At 45.6% G+C, this 16,045-nt stretch carries 14 protein-coding genes; 7 read left to right on the top strand and 7 right to left on the bottom strand.

The genetic code is table 11. From position 1 onward, the window contains the following. Positions 1 to 240 precede the first annotated feature (240 nt). Positions 241 to 1,866 carry a sodium/sugar symporter gene (locus QVC79_RS07825; RefSeq protein ID WP_124315794.1) on the bottom strand — a complete coding sequence of 542 codons (1,626 nt, stop codon included), beginning with the start codon at positions 1,864 to 1,866 and terminating at the stop codon, positions 241 to 243. 24 nt (positions 1,867 to 1,890) lie between these two features. After that, a complete protein-coding gene (locus tag QVC79_RS07820) occupies positions 1,891 to 3,045 on the bottom strand; it encodes a galactokinase (protein ID WP_270592408.1) in 1,155 nt (384 codons plus the stop codon). Positions 3,046 to 3,196: 151 nt separating this feature from the next. Here QVC79_RS07820 and QVC79_RS07815 point away from each other — a divergent pair, with 151 nt between their 5' ends. After that, positions 3,197 to 4,213: an aldose epimerase family protein gene (locus QVC79_RS07815; RefSeq protein ID WP_270592406.1), complete on the top strand. Its 1,017-nt coding sequence runs from the start codon at positions 3,197 to 3,199 to the stop codon at positions 4,211 to 4,213. Between the two features lie 10 nt (positions 4,214 to 4,223). Here QVC79_RS07815 and QVC79_RS07810 read toward each other — a convergent pair whose 3' ends face one another. Together QVC79_RS07810 and QVC79_RS07805 are read right to left on the bottom strand one after the other, a co-directional pair. Beyond that, positions 4,224 to 5,774 (bottom strand): DHA2 family efflux MFS transporter permease subunit, encoded by a 1,551-nt coding sequence (locus QVC79_RS07810; RefSeq protein WP_270593379.1) that lies wholly within the window; start codon positions 5,772 to 5,774, stop codon positions 4,224 to 4,226. Between the two features lie 2 nt (positions 5,775 to 5,776). Continuing rightward, positions 5,777 to 6,454 carry an HlyD family secretion protein gene (locus tag QVC79_RS07805; RefSeq protein WP_270592404.1) on the bottom strand — a complete coding sequence of 226 codons (678 nt, stop codon included), beginning with the start codon at positions 6,452 to 6,454 and terminating at the stop codon, positions 5,777 to 5,779. 271 nt (positions 6,455 to 6,725) lie between these two features. Here QVC79_RS07805 and QVC79_RS07800 point away from each other — a divergent pair, with 271 nt between their 5' ends. The 4 genes from QVC79_RS07800 (at position 6,726) to QVC79_RS07785 (ending at position 10,143) form a co-directional block, all read left to right on the top strand. Continuing rightward, on the top strand, positions 6,726 to 7,145 hold the full coding sequence (locus QVC79_RS07800; protein WP_270592402.1) for a hypothetical protein: 420 nt from the start codon (positions 6,726 to 6,728) through the stop codon (positions 7,143 to 7,145). Continuing rightward, positions 7,120 to 8,424: a DUF3440 domain-containing protein gene (locus tag QVC79_RS07795; protein WP_124315789.1), complete on the top strand. Its 1,305-nt coding sequence runs from the start codon at positions 7,120 to 7,122 to the stop codon at positions 8,422 to 8,424. The genes QVC79_RS07800 and QVC79_RS07795 overlap by 26 nt, the downstream gene beginning before the upstream one ends. Then, on the top strand, positions 8,411 to 8,923 hold the full coding sequence (locus QVC79_RS07790; protein WP_087420924.1) for an IbrB-like domain-containing protein: 513 nt from the start codon (positions 8,411 to 8,413) through the stop codon (positions 8,921 to 8,923). The genes QVC79_RS07795 and QVC79_RS07790 overlap by 14 nt, the downstream gene beginning before the upstream one ends. A 146-nt stretch (positions 8,924 to 9,069) precedes the next feature. After that, positions 9,070 to 10,143, top strand: a complete 1,074-nt coding sequence (locus QVC79_RS07785; RefSeq protein ID WP_270592401.1) for a DUF5700 domain-containing putative Zn-dependent protease — start codon at positions 9,070 to 9,072, stop codon at positions 10,141 to 10,143. Here QVC79_RS07785 and QVC79_RS07780 read toward each other — a convergent pair. The 3 genes from QVC79_RS07780 to QVC79_RS07770 all read right to left on the bottom strand — a co-directional run bounded on the left by QVC79_RS07780 (position 10,131) and on the right by QVC79_RS07770 (position 13,643). After that, the gene (locus QVC79_RS07780) at positions 10,131 to 11,705 is read right to left on the bottom strand and encodes a PD-(D/E)XK nuclease domain-containing ATP-binding protein (RefSeq protein ID WP_270592399.1); all 1,575 of its coding nucleotides are present in this window, start codon (positions 11,703 to 11,705) and stop codon (positions 10,131 to 10,133) included. The genes QVC79_RS07785 and QVC79_RS07780 overlap by 13 nt on opposite strands. A 285-nt stretch (positions 11,706 to 11,990) precedes the next feature. Continuing rightward, complete coding sequence (locus tag QVC79_RS07775) at positions 11,991 to 13,094, bottom strand: pyridoxal phosphate-dependent aminotransferase (protein WP_270592396.1); 1,104 nt, start codon at positions 13,092 to 13,094, stop codon at positions 11,991 to 11,993. 15 nt (positions 13,095 to 13,109) lie between these two features. Continuing rightward, positions 13,110 to 13,643, bottom strand: a complete 534-nt coding sequence (locus tag QVC79_RS07770; RefSeq protein WP_270592394.1) for a DUF4268 domain-containing protein — start codon at positions 13,641 to 13,643, stop codon at positions 13,110 to 13,112. A gap of 174 nt (positions 13,644 to 13,817) precedes the next feature. Between QVC79_RS07770 and rnhB the strand changes: the two genes are divergently transcribed. Beyond that, positions 13,818 to 14,423 carry a ribonuclease HII gene (gene rnhB / locus QVC79_RS07765; RefSeq protein WP_124315786.1) on the top strand — a complete coding sequence of 202 codons (606 nt, stop codon included), beginning with the start codon at positions 13,818 to 13,820 and terminating at the stop codon, positions 14,421 to 14,423. 82 nt (positions 14,424 to 14,505) lie between these two features. Next, positions 14,506 to 16,020 (top strand): GH3 auxin-responsive promoter family protein, encoded by a 1,515-nt coding sequence (locus QVC79_RS07760; RefSeq protein WP_270592391.1) that lies wholly within the window; start codon positions 14,506 to 14,508, stop codon positions 16,018 to 16,020. Positions 16,021 to 16,045 lie beyond the last annotated feature (25 nt).

The raw sequence follows: 16,045 nt of genomic DNA, 5'->3' as shown, positions 1-16,045 counted from the left end.
CGGCAAAATTTATTTATGACGAAAATTTGTGATATAAACTTATAGTAAATCACATCCCCGACAAGATCGGATGAAGTGAGGGTGAAGACAGGGATCAACTTCGGTACACTCTCGGTACAAAGCCGGTACAAAGCCGCTCACGAGCGACCGTGTACCGACCGTGTAAAGAGAAAAAATCGGGGGTAAAGGCTCATCACCCCCTTTAACCCCCGAAACATCACCTCATTCTCTATCCACGCTCTACCAACAAGCCGTATAAATCACGGCTAACAAAATACAAATCACGTAAGCACAAATATTAAATACCTTATCGGTTTTGAACATTTCAGAAGTCAACACCAAGCCTTTCGGATCATCATCCGTCTTGCAGGTAGCCAAACTAACCATACCGATCGTTACCATCGTCAACAAGAACGTATACATCATCTGATCGAGGAACGGCATTTCGATGGGCAGGAACTTCAGCAACAACGCCACGGGAATAGAGATCAGCACTCCGATTATAGCCCCCCGGTTTGTTGTCTTCTTCCAGAATAAACCCATCAGGAATACGGCCAGAATACCGGGGCTCACTAACCCCGTGTACTCTTGAATATACACGAACATCTGGTCGAAATTAGCCATCATGGGTGCAATCAAACCCGCAATCACCAACGCCACGGCTGCCGTGATCCGTCCCACACTCACTAATTTTTTGTGCGAGGCCTCCCGGTTGATGTAAGGTTTATAAATATCCATCGTAAATATGGTAGAAGTCGAATTCAGCATGGAGGCCAACGAAGAAACAATAGCCGCAGCCAATGCCGCCAGCACCAAACCCTTCAAACCCGTGGGAACAAACGTCCCGATCAGCCACGGATAGGCTTTATCATTTCCTCCCGTCATCTCGAACATAGCCGTCACGGACGGGTCTTTAGACTCGGTGTACATCACGAAAGCCACGATTCCCGGAATAACCACGATCAAAGGCACGATCAATTTCAGAAACGCCGCGAAAGCAATACCTCGTTGAGCCTCTTTCAATGACTTGGCCGCCAACGTCCGCTGGATGATGTATTGATTGAACCCCCAATAATAGAGGTTTGCCACCCATAAACCACCGATAAGCACGGCAATACCCGGCAGGTTTTTAAACTCCGGGTTATCCTTCGAGATAATCATATGGAACTTATCGCCCGCCGTGTCCACGACGTGTTTAAATCCCTCCACGACACCGCCACCGGGCAACACGTTATCCAAAGCGATAAGCGTGGTTATAACGCCCCCGATGATCAACAAGGCCACCTGAATCACATCCGTCCAAGCCACTGCCGATAGTCCCCCGTAAATGGAATATGCCGCAGCAACAAAGGCCAGCCCGACGATAGCGGGAATGAATAACTCCCCGTTACCCGTACCAATAATCGTATCAATAGCTTTTGCCCCCAAGAAAAGCACGGAAGTCAAGTTCACGAAAATAAACAAGGCGATCCAGAAAACGGCAAGAATGGTCTTCAAGTTCGTCGAGAAACGTTTTTCCACGAATTCGGGGATCGTGTAAAGCCCCTGTTTGATAAATATAGGTAAAAAGAATTTACCCACGATGATCAAGGTCAAGGCTGCCATAAACTCATACGAGGCAATGGCCAGTCCCACGGCGAACCCCGATCCGGACATCCCGATAAATTGCTCGGCAGAGATATTCGCCGCAATCAACGAGGCTCCGATAGCCCACCATGGTAACGATTTGCTCGCAAGGAAATAATCCTCCGTTGTCTTCTGCACACCTTTCTTACCTCTTGACACCCATAATCCCACGGCGATAATCATCAAGGCATACGCCCCGAAGATGAAATAATCCCAGAACTCAAAACTCGTGTTCAACATTTTTCCAATTGTTATGGTTTATACTTAGTAAATTTTCCTCACGCCATCACCAATATCCGCCACGTAAAACTCGGCATTCAACCCGACTTTAGCGTGATACACGGAAGCCAACTTCTCGATAAATTCCTGCACGTTATCCTCATTCACAAGACTCACGGTGCAACCACCGAAACCGCCCCCCGTGATCCGGGACCCCAGCACGCCCGGTAACTTCTGCCCTTCCTCCGCCAGCGTATCCATCTCAACACCGGTAACCTCGTAATCTTTCTTCAATGACCGATGCGACGCGTTCATCAATTCCCCGAAACGAACCAAATCCCCCTTTTGCAACACGTCAATGGCTTCATTCACCCTCTCGTTCTCCGTAACGGCATGACGAACCCGGCGATAAACAGTTTCATCGGAAATCAGATGACGTACCCTCTCCAATTCTTCCTCGCTCAAATCACACAGATGTTTCACGTCCAGTTCTTGATTTATATCGGCCAAAGCCTGTTCACACTGGCTCCGCCGCACGTTATACTCGGAAGTAACCAGATCATGGTTCTTATTTGAATTGGTGATTACCAATTTATATCCATTAAGGTTTAGCGGGATCAAATCATAATACAAAGTACTGCAATCCAGCGCAATAGCGTGTCCTTTCTTTCCCATACCCACGGCAAACTGGTCCATAATCCCGCAATTCATACCCACGAAAACATTCTCTGCCCGTTGTGACATTTTCACCAACTCCACCACGTCCAGCCCGGCATTCAACTGATCGTTTAGCATAAACGCCGTCACGACCTCTATCGAGGCTGACGAGGATAACCCGGCCCCGTTCGGAATATTCCCGAAATACAGGATGTTAAAACCCCACGGGTCAAGTCCTCGATCCGAGAACTCCTTCACCACCCCCAAAGGATACTTCACCCATTCATCAGGTTTATTCTCAAAAATACTTTGATCACATTCCACTTGAAAAGTTTGGTTCATACTGGCGAAAGCAATCTTCCGATCATCCCGACGAGCCACGGCCAGATAAGTCCCGAAACTCAACGCACACGGGAACACCCGTCCCCCGTTATAATCAATATGTTCCCCGATTAGATTTACCCGTCCGGGAGCAAAGTACAGATGTTCAACCTTTGTCCCGTAAATCTCTTCAAATCTTTGTTCCAACACGCCTGTATCCATGTTAACCATTTAGAGTTTAAAATTCAAAATAGGCTTTTTAGCCACCCGTATGTCTACAAAGTTAAAGTATTTTCTTTAAAATTTCATGTTCAACACGAATGAAAATTACATTCTATTGCTTATTTTTATGAGTCGATTAAAATCATGGATCATGGAACTGAAAGAATATATTCTCAAGAATGAATGCCTTGAAATTCACGTATGTAATCTCGGCGGGATTATAAAAAACATATTTGTACGCGATTGCAGGTGGAAACTTGTAGACGTGGTTTTAGGATTTGATACCCTTGAACAATATATTGACCCGGAGTACCGGAAGAATTACCCTTATTTCGGGGCGCTCATCGGACGCTATGGTAACCGCATCAAAGGCGGGGAGATCACAATTGACAACAAGACTTACGTGTTGAACAAGAATGAAAAAGAAAATACCCTCCACGGGGGAACGCCCGGATTCGATCAACGTCTTTGGGACGCGGAACAACCGGACAACGAACATCTCATTCTGCGTTACACTAGTCCGGATGGGGAGAACGGTTTCCCCGGTACATTGGACGTCACGGTTCGTTATTCCATTGAAAACAACGTGTTCCGAATGATTTACGAGGCTAGTTGCGATCAACCGACACACGTAAATCTCACGCAACACCCCTATTTCAATCTAAGGCCGACCGACGAGCATATCGGGAATCACGAACTACGGCTTTATACCTCCCACTATCTGGAAACGACTCCTGATTTAATCCCAACGGGAACCGTCCTCTCGACAGACAAAAAACACGCTTTCGATTTCAACAAACCGCTTTTCCTCGCCTTGCAGGAAGACGGGTTGGATGATTGCTACACGTTCGGAGATCCGATAGAACCCCAACTCATGGCCGAATTGTCCCACCCGAAAAACGGGATCACGGTTACCATCCTGTCGGATTACCCCGGCTTGCAGGTTTACACGGGTAAATACATCGACGTGGCCAACGGGAAAGGCGGAAAGCATTACGGTCCCTATTCGGGAATTGCCCTAGAGACACAAATGCTCCCAGACAGTCCCCACCATCCTTGTTTTCCTTCCACCCGTTTGAACCCGGGCGAACGGTATCTTCACAAAACGATCTACTCGTTCAACTGTATCAGCGTGGAAGAAGACTACGAGGACGAAACCGAGGGATAAACCGATAGATTTATTTTCGTTTGGTTTTCAAGAAGAACATCGGGATCACGGCTAGCAACGTGGTAACGAATGCCACGAAAAACACATCGTTAATCCCACTAATATAGGCCTCCATGTCCACGTGTTCAAGTATATATTGTTTCGCGTAGGACACGGATTCCGTATGTCCCAATCCACCACTCGAACTAAAAAAGCGGCTTAACCCATCCACCACGTTCGAGTAAGTCTCTCCCGTGTAAGCAATGGCCTCGTGATAACGTTCCGTGTGATACGTCTGTCGCTGGCTCAACAAATGGCTGAACATGGCCACCCCGAAACTTCCCCCGATTTGCCGCACGATGTTCGTCACGCTCGACGCTTGAGCCATCTGTTGGTTACTGATTTGCCGCAAAGAGACGTTGAGTAAGGGCGGGTAAAGAATCCCTAACCCGACTCCCCGCAAATAGAGGCTGATCATGATGTACCACTTATCGGTCAGAAAGGAGAAAGAATAATTCATGTAAAAACTGGTACATAACAAGAACAATCCCAACACGATCACGACCTTTGGGTTTACCCACCGGGAAGCATTTCCGGCCAACGGGGATGCCACCGCTTGTAGAAATCCCACGGGCAGGAAGAACAAACCCGTCTGGTAGGCCGAATACCCCAGCGAATCCTGCATATACAAGGGAATCAGAAAAGTACTCCCGAACATCCCGATCCCGAATATAAACACGATCAGGTTCGCCAGCGAGAAATTGTGGTCCCTGAATATCTTGAGATTAATCATAGGATGTTTTACCATCAATTCCGTGTAGAGGAATAACACGAAACTAACCACTGCTACCCACATACATCCCAACACCAACGGGCTGGACCACCCTTTCGTGTTCGTACTTGAGGTCACCTCGGACAGACCATACAGGAAAACGGGCAAAAACACGGCAGACGTGATAAAACCCGGTATGTCAAACTTCTGCCTCATACCCGTCTTGTACTCCTGTTGCACGATCATCGTGTATATGATACTGAATATCCCGATAGGAATATTCACGAAAAAGATATAATTCCAATTCAGATTATCCACGAGATAGCCACCGATAAGCGGACCAAAGGAAACAGAGGCAGCCGAGGCGATCGCCCAGAACCCGAGCGCCATACCCCGTTGCTCCACCGGGAAAACAGTCGTTACCACAGCCATCCCCACGGGCATCAGCAAACCACCCCCGATTCCCTGAAATATACGCCAGAATACCAGTTCCCCGATAGTCGTAGAATTGCCGCACATGAACGAACCCACGGTAAATACTGTTAACGAGAAAATAAAGATTCGCTTGTAACCGAAACGATCAGACAACCACCCGGCAGCCGGAAGAATGGTTGCCATGGAAAGCATGTAGCCCGTCAGTATCCATTCGGCACTATTCATGGACGCCCCAAGCGTTCCCATAATCACGGGTAAACCAGTGTTGACTACCGTGGAATCAAGCACGGCCATAAACGTGGTCAACATGACGTTAAACAGCACGAGCCACTTGTAACTTCTTCCTCCGATCGGTGTTGCGGTAACGACATTCATGGTCACTCCTTCTCGATTTTAACCGTTGCAGACATACCCGAAACCAACTTCACCCGAGCCTTTTGCCCGTCATCACCTTCAACCCTATCAATAGAGATCTTCAACGGTATGCGTTGGGTTACTTTCGTGAAATTACCGGATGCATTATTCGGAGGAACAAGAGCGAATTCCGAGGCCGTGTTGTCCCCGATGTAATACACCCGTCCCTCGAAAGTTAGCTTATCGTAAGCATCCAAAGTGAATTGAGCCTTCTGCCCGAGATAAATCTCCTTAAACTTCGTTTCCTCCAAGTAAACCGCTACCCAAATATCTGTTCCCCGATTCAGGGTAAACGCAGTCTGTCCCGCCTCAATCCGATCTCCCGGTAGAACCCAACGTTTTCCGACAACGCCATCAACAGGAGCCATCACCGTACAAGCGCTATCGTCAAGAATAAACAATGTGTCACCCTGTTTCACGGTATCCCCCTCCATCGCGTACAAACGGGTCACTTGTCCCGCCACCGGAGCCGAAACACTCACCCGGAACGAATCGAGATTCGCATCGTCCGTGCGGATATACTTCCTGTAATCCAGCCACCACAAAACGGCAACCACGATTGCCACGATGATAAAGATAATCAGGAATATAATCTTCCTCTTCTCCCCTTTACTGGAGACTGTTGTTGTAGTATCTGCCATAAATCGAGTTCAGTTTAGTTAGAATTAAAATATTCACCTTATAAACGTCAAGACAAGCCGTTAGGTTATAATCACAATACAGGAATCGACAACAAGAGCTGCAAACAAATGAAAAAGAGAACACAAATTACTTTTCCCGATATTTCACATAAGAAACAGATGATAATATACACGTTCGACATTTACTTTGTAAAGCCTATATTAAAAGGTTTATTTATTATTCTTTTGAATCATTGCTTAATTTTATTAGTTTTGCAAAAAGCGATCGGTAATGGACATAGAAAAATTACATGGTACGGACCCTCGGTTATACCAACTCGTGGCACCGTTGGTAATGAGTATTCCCGTACTCCGGTACAATAATAACTATCCGTTCAAGACCTCCGTTCACCACAAATGGCTTGTGGCTACAGAGAAGGGAGTGGTGAAAGGTTTCATGCCTATTGACATAAAGAGTACGGGCGCCTGTATTGATAATTATTACGTATCAGGAGGCAATTCCTTGTTACTATCCGCCTTGATTGACTTCGCAAAAAAAGAATTTGCAGGGGAACAACCTCTTTTTGCCGTTTCCCACACCCGAGATGCAGAAACCTTCAAGACAAACGGTTTTATAGTTTCAAAAGAGTGGAAATTGTATATAAAAATGGTATATCCTCCAACTTATGAGAATAAAAAAAAGTGTGTATGATGTCGTGCAAAACCGACTGGAACGAATTTTTTCTGATTTTGATAACGTGTACGTGTCTTTCTCCGGTGGCAAAGACAGCGGGGTTTTACTAAACCTGTGCATCGACTATATCCGTCAGCACAAGCTCAAACGGAAACTAGGCGTTTTTCACATGGACTACGAGGTGCAGTATAACGAGACGATCCGGTACGTGGACCGCACGCTCGCCGATAACGCCGACTTACTGGAAGTCTACCGAGTATGCATCCCGTTCAAAGTCTCCACGTGTACTTCCATGTACCAGCGTTTCTGGCGCCCGTGGGAAGATAATTTACGAGATCTGTGGGTCAGGGATATGCCCGAAATATGCTACCGCAAAGAAGATTTTGATTTCTACTCGGAAGAGATGTGGGACTACGATTTTCAAGTCAAATTTGCAGAATGGTATCACCGGAAGAAAAACGCTCAACGTACTTGTTGCCTCATCGGGATTCGCACGCAAGAAAGCTACCATCGCTGGCAAGCCATCCACCGGGACAGGAATTACCACAGTTACAAGCACTTGAAATGGACTCACAAAGTAACAGCAAATATCTTTAACGCCTACCCCATATACGACTGGCTTACCACGGACATCTGGACCGCCAACGGAAAATTTCAATGGGACTACAACCACCTGTATGATCTCTATTATCAGGCAGGAGTTCCTCTTGAAAGGCAACGCGTAGCCAGCCCGTTTATCTCACAGGCGCTCTCCAGCTTGAAACTCTACCGGGCCATAGATCCGGACACATGGGGCAAAATGATTAACCGGGTCAACGGAGTCAACTTTACCGGGTTATACGGGGGAACTTCCGCCATGGGCTGGCAGTCCATCACCCTCCCGGAGAACATGACTTGGTCGGATTACTTTAAATTTCTCCTTTGCACCCTACCGGACGAGGCTAGGGAAAACTACTTGCACAAACTCTCCGTGAGCATGGAATTTTGGCGAAACAAAGGCGGCTGTCTGGCAGAAGAGACCATCGCCAAACTCCGACGAATGGGAATCCCGATCACGGTTAGCGAAACGACAAATTACAAGACAGATAAAAAGCCCGTGCGCATGGATTATCAGGATGATGTACGTATTCCGGAGTTCAAAGAACTCCCCACGTTCAAACGTATCTGCATTTGTATCCTGAAAAACGATCATGCCTGTAAATACATGGGGTTCGCCCCCTCGAAAGCCGAACGGGAACGCCGGGCCAAGGTGATGCAAAAATATAAATCTATCATGGAATCTTATGGAAGAATATAAAAGTCCCGTATACAACGTTATTTCCGTCCCGATTGATAAGGTGGTTGCCAACACCTACAACCCGAACGTAGTGGCTCCCCCGGAAATGAAACTATTGGAACTATCCATCTGGGAAGACGGCTACACGATGCCCTGCGTTTGTTACTACATCCCGGAAAAGGATATTTATGAACTCGTGGACGGTTTTCACCGCTACAAAGTCATGAAAACATCCCAACGGATATTCGAACGAGAAAAGGGATTGCTCCCCGTAGTCGTCATCAACAAAGATATTTCCAACCGCATGGCCTCTACCATCCGGCACAACCGGGCAAGAGGCACGCATAGCATCGAATTAATGACCGAAATCGTGGCCGAACTGACCAAAGCCGGAATGTCCGACACTTGGATCATGCGTAATATCGGAATGGATAAAGACGAATTGCTACGCCTAAAACAAATCTCCGGACTGGCAGAATTATTTGCAGACAAGGAATTTAGCCTGACAAGAGATGATTGAAGTGACGAATTGATTTTAGATTTATGATTTATAATTGAAAAAAAGCGTTGACTTGTGGAAGAAAATCTAAAATCGTAAATCATAAATCTAGAATTAATTCGTCTCCGACTCCCATTCACAGAGGAAACAACATACAATTCAAGACAATGAAAAATATTCTTCTGATAATTCTATTAATATCAAACTATTCCATCTCAGTTGCTCAAGATGTAGATTTGACATCAGTAGATGAATTTTTCAAAGTAACATCAACACTTAAAGCGGGAAAGGAAATCAGTCAAAAACAATGGGAACAATTTGATAGCTCAAGTGCTTATGCCATTTTCACTCAAAACAAAAACAAGAAAATCATCCATGTAATAAAGTCTTCAATTCAAAAAGTCTTTGGTAATAAAGTTACAAACGAAGAAATTCCCAATGATAAAACGAGTCTATTGGAGAAACTCGTATTGACGAATTATCAAGATATAAACAACAATTATCTCTCCATAAAATCGTTTCGTGACAATTATGATTTCAACACCTTGCTAATGAAAGCAAAACAAAGATTAAATTCATTTCTTTGTTGTGATACCTTGGATTCCTCTATCAAATGGAAACCCGTGTATTTTTTCTTCCTTAGCGCGGACGGCAAGGATATGGATAACGCACTCTTCATAGACTTTAATTTAATATATAAACTAACAGAGCAACAGAGGATAGATTTTCTTGCACACGAGTTCTTCCATAATTACAGGACGCATTTTGAAAATCATGAATTCAATTATGCTAATGATATAAACTTCATGCTCGATATGATACAAAATGAGGGAATAGCCGACCAAATAGACAAATACATGGGGTATAAGAAATACTTCTCTGACGTCTTGACATCGCCTGAAGAAACAGAAATATTTACAACGTTGTATAACAATGCAGAAAATGATATAAAACAGCTTCAAACAATTATCGTTCAATATTCAAAAAAACGAATAGATAAGAAACTGTGTATAGATAAACTTCTCGAAATATATAAATACAACGGACACGCTATTGGGTTTTATATGTCAAACCAAATTATCAAAGCCGGATACAAGAAAGAAATGGTAAAATCATTTTATAATCCATACAAATTCTACCAATTGTACAACTTAGCTGCATGCAAAAATAAAACAGTCATGCTCAATGATGATTTTATGATCTTCTTAAAAAACATAACCCAAGGATATTATCCACAATAAATTTTCCAGTCCCCGATGTTTCTCTCCTTCGGGTCGAAGTTAACACCGATTTTCATGAGTTTCCGCCCATCGACGGTGTAAGGAATAAGATATCCCCGATCGTCAATCTGCGCAAGGGCTTGCTCGGCACTGCCGTCCAGCTTAAACTCGAAGACATAAATGTAGTCAGCAGTTTTCACGACGGCATCGGCTCGTCCTTTGGCACTTCGCACTTCAGCCTCGGAGAATTGTCCCATGAGCTTGAAGACGAGGTAAAAAATGGTCTGATAATGACGTTCCGTGCGGTCGTTCAGCTCGTAAGAGATTCCGGCAAAGAAAGCTCGCAGGCGGGTGAGGAAGGCATCGGGATCACCTTCCCGTAGCTCCCGGATGAATTTACCGATATAGAAACTCGTGTCCGTTTCCTTAATCGGGGTATAGAACGGGGTAACAAAGTTGAGGAACCCGTATTTTACTTCCTCGTTGGGGAATCCCAATGTGTATATTTGAAATTCGTTATCGTATTTTTTGATAGTCAAGTAACCACTCTGGTAGATCATAGGAACAGGGTTATTGATGTCGGCCCGATCGTCGGTGAGTGATGCGGCAGAAACCTCTATACCGTCGAGTTCTCGCAGGTCAAAATCAGTCTTCTTCAGTATCTCGACAAGGAAGGTAGGAGTTCCGCTAGCAAACCAGAAATTATCGAACATGGTCGTGTCAAGCACGTTAAGTATGCTGAACGGATTATAGACACCCACCAGATCTCGGTAGTTGAAGTGATACCCGTCATACATACGGGTGAGACGTTCCATGCAAGCCTCCCCGTCGAGGCGATTTGCCTCAGCCAACAACTTTAATTCCGGGGCGAAATTCTCACGGATCTCTTCCCCGGTAAGACCGCAAAGCGTGGCGTATCGGGGATCGAGACTAATATCTTTAAGTTGATTGAGATTACTGAATATTCCCATCTGGGCAAACTTAGTCACCCCGGTGATGAAAACAAGACGCAACCACGGGTCGGCACTTTTTAGCACGGAATAGAATGCGGTCAGCGTGTCCCGGAAGGCTTTCTGCAAAGTCTCGTCATGAAAACTGTTGAGCAAGGGTTTGTCATACTCGTCAATCAAGACAACAACACCCCGTCCGGTTTTCTCATACGCTTTTCGAATGACTTCCATGAAACGACCGGAGTGAGTGATACCCTTCCCCCCGGTTTCATAAATCTCTTCCCAGTACAGTAACTGCCGCTCCAACATATCATGCAATCGGTCGGGTGAATCGTATTTCTCAGCATTCAGGTCTAGGTGTAGCACAGCGTGGACGTTCCATTCCGTTTCCAACCGCTCAATGGCAAGACCCTTGAAAAGTTCCCGTTTGCCTAGGAAATAGGCCTCCATCGTGGAAAGCAACAAACTTTTACCAAAGCGCCGAGGGCGGCTGAGAAAATAAGGTTTACCCATAGTCGCAAGATGATAGACAAACTCTGTTTTATCGACATACACGAAGTCATTTTGACGAATGTACTCGAAACTCTGTATGCCGATAGGCATCTTGCGAGGAAGGGATAATATTTGATTCATGAACGTTCTCTTTACTTTTATTTAGGCAAAGTTACGAAAAACTTATTTATAAAGTTCATGGTTCATAAAGTTTATAAGCCCCATCCGGAGTATCAAGCCCATTTGTTCGCCCGTGATTATCCCCTAGTCTATCGATAGACTAGGGCAAAAACATAGCATCTTCATAGCATGAACATAGCAAGAACAATCTTCCATGTACTTGCCGTGTTCCTGTGATGTAATTGTTTGGTATTTGTCCTAGCCCATCCCTAGCCATACCCTAGGGCAATGGCAAGGCATCAATCATCAAATCGCTTCAAAATATTTCACCAGCTTATCATGAGGCACGGAAACACAGATACGGGAATAATTCTTCGCGTACTCCTGCCGGGTTTTCGTGAAGAAAGAAAGTGATACGGCACCGATATAGTGTTCCAACAACTCCTCCTCACCACGATTCACGATCACGAAAATGCCTCGTGGCGTGGTTCCATGATAAAATTCTTCCGCCAGCAAGCCTCTGGCTCGTAAATACTCGATATTCAAAGCTATATCCCGGGTAGTACGCTCTTTAAATGCCGTCACGGCCTTTTTCCCTTCCGGCGTTGTCAGCAAGCGTAACACGAGTTCCTGTGCAAAACCGTTAATCCCGTTCGTGTTATACATCACCCTCACCTCCAACTCATCATGCAACTCCTTGTTACACGTGTGGATAAACCCAAGTCGCTGGCCACTCAACCCGACCGACTTGCTAAAGCTCTCCGTGATAATCACGTTATCCAGATTCATCAGACGCGTGTAGTAATCATCCGAAGCATCCATAAACAACCGACGATAGGGACAATCATAAAAAATCACCACCCCGGCATCATTCAACGCCCGAATAATATTCAACTGTTCCTCGTCATCATGTTTGTCTCCCAGCGGGTTACTCGGATCACTAATTAACACGGCATTTCCCCGCAAACGATCGATCATCGGGAGTAAATCCGATTGACTGTCATATCCTTCGCTCTCCACGGAACGAATCTTGAGCATTTTGAAATAACATCCCCAATAATACGAGGGCAGGAATAACTTTCCGATATTCACGGTCTGTGCCACGAGATCAAGGGCATGCATTCCCCCTGCCGTAATTAATATATTATCCGGCGAAGACTTTCCGGCAAAAAACTCCTCGTTAATTGCCGCTCGTAAGTCCGGACGCCCAGCTCCATGCGGGTACACCTGTATCTCCGGAGAATTAAAGTTTATTGATTTCACGACTTCTGTCAAGTCGATATTTACCACTTGATTCACACCCCGGTTCAAGGGCAAATACTCCTTCCCGCTCTTCTGGGAAAGTTCTTTCAGCGTCTCCCCGATTTGCACGATACGGGAAAGAGCGGCCCCACTCTTGTTTATTTTCATCGCAATCCAGCGTTTTTAATTATCGTTCTGTTTCAATCGTTCGTTAATCAAATCCCTGTATTCGTAATAAAGGTCTTCCAGCAAAGGCATCTTCTCGGCAAAGAAAGCGTAAATCCGCTCGTGATCCTCCTCCCGGTAAAGGTTCACCCCCCGCAACTCGAAATAAATCGCGCTGATCTCCTGCCCCTCGATCCCGGAATACTCCTCTTCCCACTTCAACTCGTCACCGCACTCCGCCCGAAATAACGTCTGGTAAGATAACATACACTCGTACACCTCGAACCGACGTAACTCATTTTTATGGTCTATTTGGAATAACACGAGAGCCTTCTCCCGGTCCGCGTAAAATTTCAATTGCGTGGATCGTATCTTCACCCCCGTGAGTACCCATTTCCGGTAAATATGTTTCCGCTTGCAATAGCGCTTGAAACCTTCCCAGAATTTCACCCGAATCTCTTTTGCCTCTTCTTTCGTGAACACCTCTGATAAATTAAAATTAGTATGCAGGGACAACCCCGCAAATATAGCAAAAATTACAAAGTATTTCATATATTTGCGGGAGTGATAAAGTTTAAGGTTCATAAAGTCCATAAGGCTTATAAAGTCAATGGACCCTTGCGGGCGTTTGGTCCACGATAGTCCAAGTTGCCGTTAAACACCGTCCGAAGGACACCCGTCACTTTAGACCTTATGAACTTTATGAACTTTATAAACCCATTATTTATGTTGACATTAAAATACTATCAAGATAAAATCGAGGCCGGATGTGACGAGGCCGGGAGGGGATGTCTGGCAGGACCGGTTTTCGCGGCAGCGGTAATCCTTCCTGAAGACTTTTCCAACGAAATGCTTAACGACTCGAAACAACTCTCTGAAAAGAAACGGGATGAATTGCGCTCGATCATTGAACGGGAAGCCCTCGCGTGGGCCGTGGCCAGCGTGGATAATAACGAAATCGACAAAATCAACATCCTCAACGCCTCCATCGAAGGGATGCATAGGGCACTGGCACAACTAAGTGTCACTCCGGAACATATTCTGATTGACGGCAACCGGTTCAAACCCTACCGGAACATCGAACACCATTGCATCGTAAAAGGGGACGGGAAATACATGGCTATCGCGGCAGCCTCCATTCTGGCCAAAACACACCGGGACGAATACATGAAAAAATTGCATGAAGAGTACCCCGTTTACGACTGGATCAGCAACAAAGGCTACCCGACCAAAAAGCACCGGGAAGGCATTTTGCTCCATGGAGTTACCCCTTATCATCGACAAAGTTTCACGTTGCTCGACCCGCAACTAAAACTAGATTTCGATCACTAAAAATAACAAATGGTACGATAGTTGTTACCCCTCAATAGAGGTTAACTTTTAGTTTTTAACTTTTAATTTTTAACTTAATCCTATGCCCGTAATCAATTCCATCATATCCATGTTCTCGACCAAAAGGTTGGCACAAATCGATTTCTTCAAAGAAAACCCGATTCAGGTGCAACGAGACACGTTGGTTGAATTACTTCGCAGAGCCGCTGACACGGAGTACGGACTGAAATATGATTTCGACTCTATTTTGACGGCAGAACAATACCGGGAGCGCCTGCCCATCATTCACTACGAAGAGCTGGCCCCCTATTCAGAGCGATTAATGAACGGCGAGCAAAACCTGTTATGGCCGGAACCCATCACGTGGTTTGCCAAATCGTCAGGCACAACAGCGGCAAAAAGCAAGTTTATCCCGGTCAGCAAAGAATCTTTGGAAAGCTGTCATTTCCGAGGCGGTAAGGATGTTATCTCTATTTTCAATAAACTATACCCGGATGCACAAGTATTCAACGGGAAGACCTTGGCTCTGGGGGGAAGTAGCGAAATATCCAAGACAAACAACAATTGCCGCTACGGAGACTTGTCCGCCATATTAATCTCCAACACCCCGTTCTGGGCCAACATGATGAAGACCCCCGACCAATCGATCATGCTCATGAGCGAATGGGAAGAAAAGATTGAAAAGATATGCGACACCACAATCAAAGAAGATGTACGTAGTCTCGCGGGGGTACCCTCGTGGTTCCTCACGCTCATCAACCGGATTCTGGAACGCACGGGAAAAAGCAACCTTCACGAAGTATGGCCCAACCTTGAACTATTTATTCACGGTGGCATAAACTTCACCCCCTACCGGGAACAATACAAACGCCTGTTGCCCGACCCGAAAATGAAATACATGGAAACCTACAACGCATCGGAAGGTTTCTTCGGATTACAGGATGATCCCGGCGACTCGTCCATGCTGTTAATGCTGGACTATGGCGTTTACTATGAATTTGTTCCGATCAGCGAACTGACTAAACCGCATCCCCGGGCTCTTCTATTGGAAGAAGTAGAAACCGGGGTGAACTACGCTCTTGTTATTTCCACGAATGGTGGATTATGGCGCTACATGATCGGAGATACGATTATGTTCACCTCTACCCGTCCTTACAAATTCAAAATCACGGGACGCACAAAGTTATTTATCAACGCTTTCGGGGAAGAATTAATTATCGACAACGCCATCGAGGCCCTAAAACAGACCTGCGAAAAAACCGGAGCCACAGTGATGGCATTCACGGCTGCCCCGGTATTCATGGAGGATGGTAAAAAAGGAGCCCACGAATGGATTATCGAATACGGGACTCCCCCCGCGGACTTGGAAAACTTTGCCAATATCCTTGATACAGAACTGAAAAAAGTAAATTCCGACTACGAGGCGAAACGCTATAAAGATATGTCACTTCAGCGTCTGATCCTCCATGCAGCTCGTCCGAACCTTTTCAACGACTGGCTGAAAGAAAAAGGGAAACTCGGTGGACAGAATAAAGTGCCACAGTTATGGAACGACCGCACGCACATCGATGAATTACTAAAAATGAATCAAGGATAAGATTCAGATAATGAATCCCTCGCCG

Source organism: Butyricimonas sp. (genome assembly GCF_019423355.1).
GTDB classification, from domain to species: Bacteria; Bacteroidota; Bacteroidia; order Bacteroidales; family Marinifilaceae; genus Butyricimonas; species Butyricimonas faecihominis.
This window is presented reverse-complemented; position numbering and strand designations above follow the sequence as displayed.